Genomic DNA, 13,937 nt, shown 5'->3' with positions numbered 1-13,937 from the left:
AAAATCAGAAGTTAACATTGACGCCAAATTGAAAACTCTTCGTGGCCGGGTTATTCCGCCCCACAAAACCGATCAGGTTAGTACCCGAACCAAACGTAAGCGCCTCAGGATCATACCCGCGGAAAGGAGTATTCAGGAAAAGGTTAGTACCTGTCAAAGTAAACCGGACACCACCCGCGAAAACAGAATTGGCCAGCAAACTTTTCGGCAATGCATAGTTCAGGCTCACCGTCCGCAGCCTGATCCACGAACCGTCCTGAATATTAAAATCGGCCGCATTTCCCATGTAGCGCGCCGTGGAAGGGTTGTAAAAAGCATCGTCGAGCACCACTGCCTTGGTATTAGGCACATAAGTAGTCGGGCCATCCTCCGATGTCTGCTCTACAACGCCTTTGAAAACCACCTGCTCGTACCTTCTTTCGGTGATCTTGATCGAGCCCGCACGAAATGCATTCCTTTCTCCCAGATCGACCACATCCCCGCCTTTCCGCCATTCCATCAGGAAGGATAGGCCAATACCTTTATAGTTGAAAGAGTTGGTCAAACCTGCTGTCCAGTCGGGTAGCGCGTTTCCGTATTGAGTTGTAATTAAGCTGGTTAATGGAAATCCGTTTGCCTGGATCAATTTCTGACCGTCGGGCGCGCGCATATAATCGAGCCCCCACAGGTCGCCGACCTTGCTTCCTTCCCTCACTTTCAATACACCTCGGCTACCATTGTCGAAATAGGAAATCTCTTCCAGTTCATCAGGCATTTCCACGACTCTGCCCGACATTTTGGTGAAATTTAATGAAATATCCCAGTTGAAGGCCGAAGTCTGAACCGGCTTCAACGAAAGCAAAAGCTCGACGCCTTTATTCCGGATCAGCCCGATATTGGTATAATAGAAAGAGTAGCCGGACACATTGGAAACAGGCGCCCGCACGATCTGATCTTTACTATCCATCGTAAAATAAGTTGCGTCGACCATCAGGCGGTTTTTGAAAAAACGCAACTCAGTACCGAACTCAATGGAAGTGGTCCTTTCGGGTTTCAGATTATCGGCGGCCGTTGTGGAGCGGCGGATAAAGCCGGGTACCGTATTTCCGTAGGGAAAATTATCGGCGATCTCATAATAAGCTCCTATTACATAAGGATCCGTCCCCTTTCCGACCTGCGCCCAGGAAGCACGCAGTTTCCCGTAAGAAAGCACATTGTTTTTGGGGAGGTTTTCGGTAAAAATATAGCCTGCATTAAATGAAGGATAAAAGAAGGAGTTGCTGGCGACCGGCAGCGTTGAAACAATGTCATTTCTGCCCGTTGCATTCAGGTAAAGCACATCTTTATAGCTCAACTTCGCGTCTGCGAAAAAGCTGACAATCCGGTATTGAAGTGGTGAATAGGGTCGAGTTTGCTGATTTCGGTAGCTGCCGATATCATCTGTAAAAGGTGCCCGCCAGCCTTCGCCGCGTTCGTAATAGCTATCAGGCCGCTTGCTGTCTACCACCGAGTTACCGACCATCAGCGAGCCGGTCCAGCTTTCGTTGAATGCCTTTGTCGCAGTAACATACAAGTTTGAGTTGATCTCTCGGTAGTTAATATATTCTTTGATCAAAAAACCCTTCACGGCTGTACCCACGTCGAAAGTGCTGTCGACCTGCCGGAACCGGCGCTCATTAAATGCATCGTAAGTAAGCTGGTACTTGGCTGTCAGCCAGGGCGCTATGTCGTAGTTTAAGGTCAGATCCGCGATGTAGCGGTTGACCTTATCTACCCGCGGACTTTTCTCGACGAGGTACCGTGGATTGTCCGTAAAGCCGGGCAACAGGTTTTTATAGGAACCATCAGGATTCAGGTAATCATTTACATCATAAGTATTTGGCCAATAGGACAATGCGCTAAAAATAGACTTATCGCCCGCCGGTGGCCTTTTCCCTCCCGACCGAATGTAATTAAAGGATCCTGACACCGAGAAGTTCTTGGTCAGCTTGTACATTCCCGCCAGCTTTCCCGAAGTCCTCGAAAAATCAGTAGTTGGCACAATGCCCTGCTGATAATTGTTACCAGCCGAAAAGTAAATGTTCCCTTTTTCAGTTCCTTTTGAGATCGTGACTGTATTATTAGTACGAAAGCCGGTTTGATAAAATCCCCGGAAATTGTCGATGATCTCGTCTGTGGAATTATCGATGATCGATGGCCCGAAAGACTGGTAGGGAGTCCGCTGCCTGACTTCGGTGGGCGAAATAAATTCACCAAACCTTCCCTGGACAAAACGCTTTTGAATATCAGGCGACTTCCCAAGCACATCTACCCCACCAGAAAGCGAGACAGATACATTCATTTTTCCCGTTTTGGCCCTTTTTGTAGTGATAATAATAGCTCCGTTTGAAGCGCGCAATCCATAAAGTGCCGTCGCGGCCGGACCTTTTAATACTGAAATACTTTCAATATCGTCGGGATTGATGTCGGCCGCCCTGTTCGTATTTGCAAATTGCTCGGAAGCACCCGGAGAAGCCGAGCCTGCACTTGGCAGCGGGTTACCGGCTGTGGTGGCGTTGCTGATAATAATCCCGTCGATCACGAAAAGCGGCTGGTTATCAGCACTTCCGCTCAGTGAGGTAATACCGCGCAAAATGATATTGACACCCGCTCCCGGCGCGCCGCCCGAGCCTGTGATCACGGCCCCGGCCACTTTTCCCTGCAATGCACCTATCATATTCGGGTTGCCCGACTCTTTGATCTCGTCCGATTTAATGGATTGCACCGAATAACCAATTGCCCGTTTCTCCTGCGTTTGCCCGAGTGCGGTCACCACGACTTCATCCAAAATAGAGGCTTCGGATTGTAATGTCACATTGATAACCGGCTGGCTGGTCACGTTCACTTCGGTCCGTTTGAAGCCGATAAAGCTAAAAACGAGCGTTCCTCCCGACGTGACGGAGATACCATATTCGCCCTTTTCGTTGGTGGGAGTACCGACCGAAGTACCTTTTACACTCACGCTCACTCCCGGAATCTCGGAGCCGTCCTGATCGGTTACCCTGCCCGTGACCATTCCGTTCTGCGCATTTACCATTCGCACGGAAAGCGAGACGAAGAGCACGAAGACGCTCAACGAATTGTGAAGTAACTTTTTCATCATAATAGGTTTGTTATGTAGATACGTGTAATTTAATATTCTCTCTTTAAAAATTAACATTAAATACCCAGTAAATAATCCTGCGGTCACTTATTGGGGATGAAATGGTATTGAATTGTTTAAAAGAAATCCTCGAAAATTTTACTTACTAGAAAAATAGTTTGCTAACTATAAAAATAGTTTATACTTTGGACACATGGAATTTCAAAAGTTGACCAATAAGGAAGAACAGGTAATGCAGGTGCTCTGGAACCTGGAAAGTGCATTTGTGAAAGATATGCTCCCGCTGTTCACTGAGCCTAAGCTGCATTACAATACCCTTTCGACCATTATCCGGAATTTGGAAGAAAAAGGGTATGTAAACCACCGGCAGTTTGGGAATACTTATGAGTATTTCCCGGTCGTAAAAAAGGATGATTATCAAAACCATTTTGTGCTGAACAAAGTGGTTGGCAGCTATTTCAATGATTCCTACAAAGATCTGGTCGCCTATTTTGCAAAGAATGAAAAAGTGAGTCCCGATGAGCTTCGGGAGATTATCAAAATGATTGAAGAAGGAGAGTAAAGAATTGATGTACCACCATTAATCCGCAACTAATGTTATTTCCTTACCTTTTGAAAGTCAGCTTGTTGCTGGCCGTACTCACGCTGGGCTATCGCTGGATGGTACAGTTCGAAACATTCTCCAAACTGAACCGGGCATTGCTTTGGTTAAATGTAATCGCCGCCTGGACATTGCCTCTGATCCCGATGCCGGACTGGGGCCCCGTTAAAGTGCAGACTGAGTTTCATCAGACTATTCCGAAACTAGCGGAGGCATTTCCTGCCGTAAAGCAGCAGATAGCACCATATAATCCCACGTTCGTAACGCCGACCAGACAGAATCTTTCCAGCCAGGACATCATGGAATGCATGCTGCTTATCTACCTTGCTGGCGTAACTGCGCTATCGATTTTCTTTCTGTTTCAAGTTGGCGGGATATTCCGTTTACTCTCACAATCGGATATTGAACGTGACCAGAAGCTCCATTTTGTCAGAAATAAGCATATTAAGTCGCCCTATTCTTTCTTCCGATGGATAGTTATCAATCCTGAAAATCATTCAAGGGAGGAACTCCAACATATTGTGGCCCACGAAACCGAGCATGCGCTTCAATGGCACAGCATAGACCTGTTAGCCGCCGAATTGCAACGTATTGTACTCTGGTTCAATCCCTTCGCATGGTATCATCAAAAACAGGTGCAGGCTAATCTTGAATACCTCGCCGATCGGGCAGTATTAGAGGGCGGAATTGGGAAAAAGCAATATCAATACAGTTTGCTCTCTGCCGCAATGCAGGGCAGGGAGTTGCCTCTGACTACTTCATTTGCACAATCGTTACTCAAAAACCGCATTAAAATGATGAACCGAAAACCTTCGCATTACTTAGCCTGGGTAAATATGGCGCGCTGATCGCCGTACTTTATTTATCCTCCGCATTTGTGGCACCCTTCAAACATAAGCTGGTTACGCTGGCGCCAAAGGCTGTTAAGCCCATCGTCGCAAGTCTGATCCAGGAGAAAGTTCCGGAGACGGCACCCGCCGAAAAAGTGGCTGCGAAAGCGCCGGAGAAGATTAATGAGCCTGTAATTCCTGCTTCTGAAACCGTTATAGAAGATCAGAATAAAAAAGTTGTAAGAGGTATTTTGATCCGGAATGACACACTTTTCTGGTCGGTTTCGCCTATGATGGCGCTGGAAGATTTCGTCCGGATGCGCAAAGCGGCTAATAAATTCGGTGGTGAATTTGTGGTTAACAAAGTAGAATATGATCCATTGCAGCAATTCATTACTTCCGTCGGTATTGTTGTGACCGCGAAGGGTTCAAAGGGGGAAGGCTCTACGGGCGGACAAGGTTTTAAGCCTATTCAAGGCTACTCGGGCCACATGATCAAAAACGGGATTGGGGTCGGATCATTATCAATCCCTGCACAACTGCAACGAGAAACTGACGCAGATTATCAAAAAGCGTTGGGATTATTCAGGCAAAATGAAATGAAGTACTTTAAAGTCAGACTGAGCAAGGAAGTTGGAATGAATTCGAGTACATCGTACAAACCACAATCCTTCGACGGCCAATATGCCCCTGCTATTCTTAAAAGGTCGGGTATAGGCAAATCCGAACAAGGCACATTCGTGATCCGCGAATCGGATTACCAGGGAGCAGATTTATACCTCGACGCCCAGCGAACCACACTGGAAGATCTCAATGCACTTCCTGTTAAAAGTATCACGGAAGTAGAAATCATCGAGGACCAGCAGAAGAAGAAGTATGTATTGGTCTCGACCAGGTGATAACGTCACAGGATAACACAGAGATACCACTGGTCCCGACATCTTGCCAAACGTTGCCAGTTAAAGTATCTTTACGTAAACATTAGCTATTATGGAAACACTGGTATTTCGTCCTGAGAATAAGGAACAATTGGAAGCGCTGAAAGCTTTCGCAAAAGCTTTGAAAATAACTTTCGTGTCAAAGCCTGAATCTTACGATACGGAGTTTGTAGCCAAAATCCAGGAAAGCAGAAAACAGTTTGAAAATGGCGAGTACAAGGTTATTGAAGTCGAAGATCTTTGGAAATAAGCAGAAAGCTCATTTTTTCAAGCAAAGCGCAGGAAGATCTTCAATATTGGAAGAAAAGCGGCAGCCAGAGTATTCAAAAGAAAATTGAGGAATTAATAAGGTCAATAATCGAGACGCCCTTTCATGGAATAGGAAAACCGGAAGCCCTGAAATACGAATTGGCAGGGTCCTGGTCCCGGAGGATAAATCGGGAACATAGAATAGTGTATCAGGTAAATGATGAATTTATAAAAATTGAATCTTTAAAAGGACACTACTAAACGCGGCCGCCAGGAATCTGGCGGCCGCGTTACTTTTATAGAAATCAGATATGCTATTTCAGATTCAGCTCTTCTCCTATTGCTTTTACTTTCTGCTGCAAAGAAGCATACACACTGTCGAAATCTTCATTTTTCTCCAAAGCTTCGCGCACACCGACGTAGAATTTAATCTTTGGCTCAGTGCCCGACGGGCGGCACGTGAACTTTGTACCATCCTCGGTGAAGAATTGAAGTACATTCGAAGATTCAATACCCATTTCGCCCGAAGGAATTGAATGCGAAGTGCCGCTGGTGAAATCAACGCTTGTGAGCGCTTTGTAATCGTCCATTCTGATCACAGGCGAGCCGGCAATCGTTTTTGGAGGATTTGCACGAAAATCCGCCATCATCTGCTGGATTTCGTCAGCTCCCGTTTTTCCTTTTTTGGTTAAAGAAATCAAGCCTTCGTAATAAAAACCGAATTGCTTGTATATCTCCATTAACATATCAAAAAGGCTCAGACCTTTGTCTTTCGAGTAAGCAGTCAGCTCGGCGATCATCGCGCAGGAAGCGATCGCGTCCTTGTCACGAACCGCGTCACCAATCAGGTAACCGTAGCTTTCCTCGCCACCACCAATAAACTGCTCCTGACCCTCTTTTTCCCTGATTACCTGGGCAATATATTTAAAACCGGTTAATGTGTTATAACATTTAACATCGTAAGCTTCCGCCATTTTATCGATCAGGTCGGTAGTCACGATCGTCTTACAAACGAACTGGGTTCCGGTCAACTTACCCGCATCTTTCCATGCATTCAGAAGGTAATAGATCAGCACACTGGCTGTCTGGTTTCCATTCAAAAGCTGGATTTCGCCGTGGTGATTTTTAACAGCAATACCAACCCTATCAGCATCCGGGTCGGTTCCCAATACCAGGTCTGCATCGATTTCTTTCGCTTTTTCAACCGCTTTCGACATTGCTTCCGCTTCCTCAGGATTTGGGTAAACCACCGTCGGGAACTGACCATTGCCTTTCGCCTCAGCCTGCTCTTCAATCACAGTCACAGCTTCAAAACCCATTTTCGCCAGCAGCGCAGGAACCAGCGTAACACCGGTACCGTGCAGCGGCGTATAAACTATTTTCAGGTCTTTCTGACGAGCCAACGCATCTTTTGAAATTGACAGAGACAGAATATGATCCATATATTTCTCATCTACCTCCGCTCCTATTTTTGTAATTTTTGAAGCGTCGCCATCGAATTTCACGTCATCGATCGACTGGATCGCATTCACCTCGCCGATGATGTTGGTATCGTGCGGGGCAACCACCTGCGAACCATCGTCCCAATAGGCTTTGTAACCATTATATTCTTTGGGATTGTGCGAGGCAGTTACAACAACACCACTTTTGCAGCCGAGCAAACGAATTGCAAAAGAAAGCTCAGGAGTAGGTCTCAGCGCTTCAAAAAGGTACACGCTGATCCCGTTTGCCGAGAAAATATCTGCAATGATCTTCGCGAATTCATCCGATTTAATGCGACTATCGTACGCAATCGCCACTTTTACTTCTTCACCTGGAAACGCTTTGTTCAGGTAATTTGCAAGTCCCTGCGTGGCAGTACCTACCGTGTAGCGGTTCATCCTGTTTGAGCCAATACCGATCAGCCCGCGCAAACCGCCTGTTCCGAATTCAAGGTCCTTGTAGAATGCGTCTGTCAGTTCAGTGTCATTTCCTTCGTCAATCAGTTGCTGAATAGATTGTTTCGTATCGATATCATAATCACCGTCTAGCCAGGTGGTTATTTTGGCCTTGACGTTCGGTTCCAGATTTGCAGTCATAAGTAGTTGAAGTATATTTAATTTAGATTTTATTTAATGATCTCAGCTTCCTGCGTTTCGCTCTTGCGCACTGTTTCTTTTGCTGTTTTCAAGATCAGCTCGGCTACAAGTCCTGTCCAGCCAGTTTGGTGACTTGCTCCGCAGCCGCGCCCGTTATCACCGTGGAAATACTCGTAAAAGAGCACGTGATCGTTGAAATTATCGTCCTTCTGCATTTTCTGATCGTGCCCGTATACTGCGCGGTTGCCTTCTGTATCCTTCTTGAAAATGTCGATCAGGCGGCAGGCGATACCTACGGCCGCTTCCTTGATCGTGACCAGATTACCGGAATTGGTGGGATATTCCACCATAAAATCCTCGCCATAATAAGCATGGAACTTCATCAGCGAATCGAATATTAGGTAATTCAATGGAAACCAGATAGGTCCGCGCCAGTTTGAATTTCCACCCATAATATCTGTAAGAGCTTCCGCAGGCGTATAATCTACCTGTAAAACCTCCCCGTTGATATAAAATTTATACGGATTCTCCTCGTGGTATTTGGACAATGCGCGCACGCCGTAATCCGACAGGAACTCGCTTTCATCCAGCATTCTTTTCAGGATCATTTTCATCCGGTGACCGCGCAAGATAGATAGCAGCCTGTTTTCACCTTTCCCGGATTCAAACCATCGCGATATCAACCGCGCCAGATCCGGCCTGTTGGCCAAAACCCACTCGACGCGCCTTTTAAATACAGGCAGTTTATCCAAATTTTGAGGATCCAGGATTTCAACTGCAAAAAGCGGAATCAAACCGACTATCGACCTCACTTTCAACAGAATGCTCTGACCGTTCGGAATATGGATCACATCATAATAAAACTGATCTTCTTCATCCCACAGACTGATCGAAGAATTCTTCCCGCCGATCGATTCCATAGCACCGGCAATATGCAGGAAGTGCTCAAAGAATTTCGACGCCATATCCTGATACACAGGATGTACCAGTGAAATTTCGACCGAGATACGAAGCATATTCAAGGTATACATCGCCATCCAGCCCGTCGCATCGGCCTGCTGCAACTTGCCCCCGAAAGGCATTGGTGTAGACCGGTCGAATACACCGATATTATCCAGCCCAAGGAACCCGCCGCTGAATATGTTATTTCCGGTATCGTCCTTCTGATTTACCCACCAGGTGAAGTTCAACAGCAGTTTATGAAATATTTTTTCAAGAAACTGAATATCCCCTACCCCATTATTTTGTTCACGGTCGATCTCGTAAACTTTCCACGTAGCCCACCCGTGAACCGGCGGATTTACATCTGAGAAATTCCATTCATAAGCCGGAATCTGCCCGTTCGGGTGCATATAATACTCACGGAGCAGGATTTCGAGTTGCCTTTTCGCAAAATCCGCGTCGACCCTGGCCAGCGGTACGCAGTGAAAAGCCAGGTCCCAGGCTGCAAACCAGGGATATTCCCATTTATCGGGCATCGAAATGATATTGGCTGCATATAAATGCTTCCAGCCCGAGTTCCTGCCCCACTTTCGACCCTGATTCGGACCCGGCTGCGCTGGGTCGCCTTTGAGCCACTCGTATACATTATAGTAGTAAAACTGCTTGCTCCAGAGCATTCCCGCATAAGCCTGGCGCTGAATAGAGCGCAGATCTGCGTCGGAAACGTCGCGTTGCAGGTCATCGTAAAATTCGTCTGCTTCACGGATCCTTTTGGCAAATAAATCCTCAAAACCCCCGAAAGGCTCCGAAATCGCGTGATTTACGTAACGTAAACGAAAAACCTCACTGGTCCCCGCCTTCACTGTGCGTGTAAATCGCGCCGAAGCCTTTGTACCAATATGATTGGGATTAACCGTATTGGATTTGCCTCCCGACACGATAAAATCGTTGATACCGTCTTTCGGGTAGCTGGTATTATTGGCTGTACCGTAAAGCTTTTTGAAATTCGTTTCGTTTTCACAAAACAACAGCTCGTCGGCATTATCCAGGTAAAGGTTGTATTTACCGTGTTTGCGGTGAGTTACCTCTATCAAACGGTTTGAGATACCGTTCATAATAGGTTTGTAATTGAAAGCTTCGTAACCCCACGACCAGGTATTGCGGAACATGATCGTCGGCAGCACCGTGATCGGCGCATCCTCAGGGCCGCGGTTAAAAACCGTCACTTTCATGAGAATATCTTCCTCGTCGGCTTTCGCGTGCTCAATGAAAATGTCAAAATATTCATCGTTTTCGAAAACCCCGGTGTCCATGATCTCATATTCCTGGTCTTCTTTTCCGCGACGGCCGTTTTCCTGACGCAGCTTGTCGTATGGAAAAAGCTGCTGAGGATATTTGTAAAGCATTTTGGTGTACGAATGCGTGGGCGTGCTATCAAGATAATAGTACATTTCCTTCACATCCTCGCCGTGGTTGGATTCGCGGTTCGTGAGGCCGAAAATCCTTTCTTTCAAGATTTTATCCTTGTGATTCCAGAATCCAAAGGAAAGGCATATATGCTGCTTGTTGTCCGAAAATCCGCCGATCCCGTCTTCGCCCCAGCGATAGGCCTTGGAAAGCGCCATTTCGTGGGTAATATAGTTCCAGGCATCACCATTGCCACTATAATCCTCTCGTACTGTACCCCATTGGCGTTCAGACAGATAAGGCCCCCACTTTTTCCAACCCTTGTTATCTTTTTGAAGGCTTAATCTTACTTTTTCCGCGCCGTTTGCCATTAATATGTTGATTATCGAAAGGAATGAATTTCACTTTAAAATCTACCCAATTTAAAAAACCGGTTTCCAAAAACAGCAAAAACCGGTTAAAAATTGAAAATCAGGAATGTGTCAGGCGGTCACTTGCAATGCAGCCAGATCGGGATAGGCGGTTACATTAAAGGAAACGTTACCTGCATAAAATCTGGTCAGCTTGTCCGCTTTTTCCGATGTCTCAGTCAGCAGCGGGTGACGTTCAGAACTAAGCAGCACTTCTACATCCGCCACGTATTCCTTGAACATCAGCGGATTAGTGAGTTTATAGAATTGTCCGTCACTCCCTTTTAAAACGGGTACGGGCTGAATTTTCCCTTCTGCATTTAACCTGCCGTAACGCAGGCGGGCATTGATATATTCCTCATCAGTTGCGCCAAAAACAATATATTCCACCGGTTTTGAGATGGCATTATTTGTATTGATCCGCTGATCCAACTCATCCAGCAAAGTTCTGAGCGCCCAGGTATTTTTCCCACTCCTGATACGCTCGCGGATTGACTGGCGGATCAGGTAAGTAAGCGCATGCGTCACATTCAGCCCAATCTCGGCCATTTGCTTAAATATAAATGAGGTAGGCGACATACCTGGAATCGTGTTCGGATCGTGCAGAATAATGCGGCCTTCTTCTGTCAGAAACCCGTCAATACGCACGCACACATTAATTCCCAGCTGTTCAAAAACTTCGGCGATTACTTTCTGGATAGCCTGGTTGTTTTCAAGTGAAGTATCTACGGGAATGCGTTTTCGGCTGGCTCCGGGCTTATATTTTGCATTAAAATCAAAAACCTGTACCATTTTGATCACCTCGCTCGGCGGCAATGCAAGCGGTTTCCCATCGTCAAACTGAATGCAGCCGCAGGAGAATTCCTGACCGGTTGTAAATTCCTCTACCAGGACCTGATCTTCCGAATTCGAACTGCTCAAAACGGCTATTGTATGTCCGGCAATGAAATGGTTATCCAGCTCAGGAAGAAGATCTGCCGGGTGATAAATGGTCTTTCCTGACAGCACAACCGGAAAGCCGATACCTTCATCAAGATTCGCAACTTTCTGCCCCCACGCTTGCTTTTCGGCAGTATCAAGCGATTTCCAGGTTTCAGCTTTCAATTCGATCCGGAAAAAGCATTGGTTTACAGCCGAAATAAACGCTTTGAGCGAATCGTCTTTCACAATAGCTACACCGATCGAAGAGCCCTGATGCGGCGCTTTGATTACCAGAGGAAGGCCAAGGTGTTTTTTAAGTACCTGAAAAAGAAGCGCATATTCTTCCGGAACCCAATTCTTATAAGTCAGCGTCCAGCTTTTTTTCTCCTGCCCGTTCACCAGGGCGATCATATCATTTTGCAGGATCTTATCGATTCCGACAGCCGACCCCATTAAGCCAGGTCCGCTGTAAGGTATTTTGTACCATTCCAGCAAACCCTGTATTGCACCATCCTCACAATCAGGCCCGTGCATCGCCAGGAATGCAAAGTCAAAATAATTTTTGAATTGCTCCGGTGTGATCAGTGTGCCCGTTTCATTGTCGACAGGTTCGCTAGCCAGCTCGGGATAAGATTCTATATATGTTTTGAAACCAGCTTTCTGGATATTTTTCGGAGGATAAAATTCGCGGATCTCGCCGGAATACATCAGTTGTTTTTCTAGTAATATAAACCTGCCAAAGCTGTCTACAAAGACAGGTACCGGCTCGAAAAGAGATTTGTCCAGGTACTCAAATGCTGTTTTTCCACCTGCAAATGATATTTCTCTTTCACGTGAAGGGCCTCCAAAAAATATTCCGATACGCATAGTAATTCCGGTTTTCATTCAAAGATCGCAAGATAAGGGACTAATCGGGATGAAGCAAAAAAGGCAGCTCTCCTCGCGAAGAACTGCCTTTTTTAAGTTTTATATGATCCGAAACTAAGCCAGCGCCGGAACGTTCACTGCTACTACTTTACTAACATGCGGAACCGCTTTACGGATCGACTCTTCCAGTCCTGCACGGAACGTCATCGCGCTCATCGGGCAGCTCTGGCAGGATCCCTGCAATTCCAGCTTGACAATGTTATCGTCAGTCAACTCCACCAGCTTCACATCACCACCATCAGCATGCAAATACGGCCGCACTGATTCCAGTGCCTGCTCGATCAATTCTATTGTTTTTTCTTTGGAATCCATTGTTTCAATTATGTATTTGCTAAGATGCAAGATAATATTCAAAAAATCAAATCCTGATCAGCCCCGAAATCAAACCTGGATCTCGACGGTCTGCGTCTTGTTTTTGCTTGCATTCCGGATCGCAACCTGCTGTGCAAGTGACTCTGCGGCATCCCGGAAGGCATCGTTTACGATCGGATTAGTGTCCATTACAGCCGGCCTCCCTTCATCCCCTGCTTCCCTAATGCTCTGTACAAGAGGGATCTGCCCTATTAAAGGCACATCAAATTTATCCGCCAAAGATTGCCCGCCTCCTTTTCCGAAAATGAAATACTGGGAATCAGGAAGCTCCTCTGGCGTAAACCATGCCATATTCTCAATAATACCTAAAATCGGAACATTGATCTGCGGCTGCCGGAACATGGACAAACCCTTTACAGCATCCGCCAATGCCACTTTTTGAGGCGTAGTAACCACCACTGCGCCGGTTACGGGCACCGTCTGCACGAGGGTAAGGTGAATATCGCTGGTACCAGGCGGTAAATCTATCAGCAGGTAATCCAGATCGCCCCAGTCTGTATCCGCAAAAAACTGCTTCAATGCCTGGCTCGCCATCGGTCCGCGCCATACTACCGCACTATCAGGCGGCGTAAGGAAACCGATCGACATCATTTTAATACCAAACTGACGGATCGGATTAATGAAATTTTTTCCGTCTTTCGGCGTAATCGTCGGCTGCATATGCTCCACACCAAACATCACAGGGATGGACGGGCCAAAGATATCTGCATCGATAATACCAACTTTCGCTCCCGAACGGTGCAATGCCATCGCGAGGTTGGCCGTAACTGTCGACTTCCCAACTCCGCCTTTTCCAGAGGAAATAGCAATCACATTCTTAACTCCGGGGATCAGCGGGCCGGTTTGACGCGCCGTAGTGACGTTTGCAGTAAGCTTGATAATCACTTCAACATCAGGACTTAAATGCTCATGAATTGCATTCTCGCAACTTCTCCTGATCAACTCTTTAAGTGGGCACGCGGGGGTAGTAAGAACAACTGTAAAACGCACCTGATTCACTCCGATCTCAATATCCTGGATCATTCCAAGGGTCACAAGATCTTTTTTCAGGTCTGGCTCTTCCACAGTGCTCAGTGCCTGTAATACTTTTTCTTTATTGATTGTAAATTCTCCCATTATACTGGCTGAGGACCTTGACTAA

At 46.4% G+C, this 13,937-nt stretch carries 11 protein-coding genes; 5 read left to right on the top strand and 6 right to left on the bottom strand.

Annotated features, from left to right (window positions below):
• Positions 1–4: 4 nt before the first annotated feature.
• A complete protein-coding gene (locus LZG94_RS02580) occupies positions 5–3,121 on the bottom strand; it encodes a SusC/RagA family TonB-linked outer membrane protein (protein WP_233790405.1) in 3,117 nt (1,038 codons plus the stop codon).
• A gap of 193 nt (positions 3,122–3,314) precedes the next feature.
• On the opposite strand from LZG94_RS02580, the gene LZG94_RS02575 reads away from it, so the two are divergent.
• From LZG94_RS02575 to LZG94_RS02555, 5 genes are all read left to right on the top strand, one after another.
• Positions 3,315–3,683, top strand: a complete 369-nt coding sequence (locus LZG94_RS02575; RefSeq protein ID WP_215233682.1) for a BlaI/MecI/CopY family transcriptional regulator — start codon at positions 3,315–3,317, stop codon at positions 3,681–3,683.
• 32 nt (positions 3,684–3,715) lie between these two features.
• Complete coding sequence (locus LZG94_RS02570; protein ID WP_233790404.1) at positions 3,716–4,570, top strand: M56 family metallopeptidase; 855 nt, start codon at positions 3,716–3,718, stop codon at positions 4,568–4,570.
• A 29-nt stretch (positions 4,571–4,599) separates the two neighbouring features.
• On the top strand, positions 4,600–5,451 hold the full coding sequence (locus LZG94_RS02565; protein WP_233790403.1) for a hypothetical protein: 852 nt from the start codon (positions 4,600–4,602) through the stop codon (positions 5,449–5,451).
• 91 nt (positions 5,452–5,542) lie between these two features.
• Positions 5,543–5,740, top strand: coding sequence for a DUF2683 family protein (locus LZG94_RS02560; protein WP_233790402.1), 198 nt, complete (start codon positions 5,543–5,545; stop codon positions 5,738–5,740).
• Entirely contained in the window at positions 5,731–6,000 is a 270-nt protein-coding gene (locus LZG94_RS02555; protein WP_233790401.1) for a Txe/YoeB family addiction module toxin, read from the top strand. The genes LZG94_RS02560 and LZG94_RS02555 overlap by 10 nt, the downstream gene beginning before the upstream one ends.
• 53 nt (positions 6,001–6,053) lie before the next feature.
• Here LZG94_RS02555 and LZG94_RS02550 read toward each other — a convergent pair whose 3' ends face one another.
• The 5 genes from LZG94_RS02550 to LZG94_RS02530 form a co-directional block, all read right to left on the bottom strand.
• Entirely contained in the window at positions 6,054–7,817 is a 1,764-nt protein-coding gene (locus LZG94_RS02550; protein ID WP_233790400.1) for a phospho-sugar mutase, read from the bottom strand.
• A gap of 29 nt (positions 7,818–7,846) precedes the next feature.
• The gene (locus LZG94_RS02545) at positions 7,847–10,537 is read right to left on the bottom strand and encodes an MGH1-like glycoside hydrolase domain-containing protein (RefSeq protein ID WP_233790399.1); all 2,691 of its coding nucleotides are present in this window, start codon (positions 10,535–10,537) and stop codon (positions 7,847–7,849) included.
• A 111-nt stretch (positions 10,538–10,648) separates the two neighbouring features.
• Positions 10,649–12,364: a D-alanine--D-alanine ligase gene (locus LZG94_RS02540; protein ID WP_233790398.1), complete on the bottom strand. Its 1,716-nt coding sequence runs from the start codon at positions 12,362–12,364 to the stop codon at positions 10,649–10,651.
• Positions 12,365–12,478: 114 nt separating this feature from the next.
• Positions 12,479–12,736, bottom strand: coding sequence for a NifU family protein (locus LZG94_RS02535; RefSeq protein WP_215233688.1), 258 nt, complete (start codon positions 12,734–12,736; stop codon positions 12,479–12,481).
• Between the two features lie 69 nt (positions 12,737–12,805).
• On the bottom strand, positions 12,806–13,912 hold the full coding sequence (locus LZG94_RS02530) for an Mrp/NBP35 family ATP-binding protein (protein WP_233790397.1): 1,107 nt from the start codon (positions 13,910–13,912) through the stop codon (positions 12,806–12,808).
• Between the last annotated feature and the right edge of the window lie 25 nt (positions 13,913–13,937).

The sequence above is a fragment of the Dyadobacter sp. CY343 genome (assembly GCF_021390335.1).
In the GTDB taxonomy this organism is placed as follows: Bacteria; Bacteroidota; Bacteroidia; order Cytophagales; family Spirosomataceae; genus Dyadobacter.
This window is presented reverse-complemented; position numbering and strand designations above follow the sequence as displayed.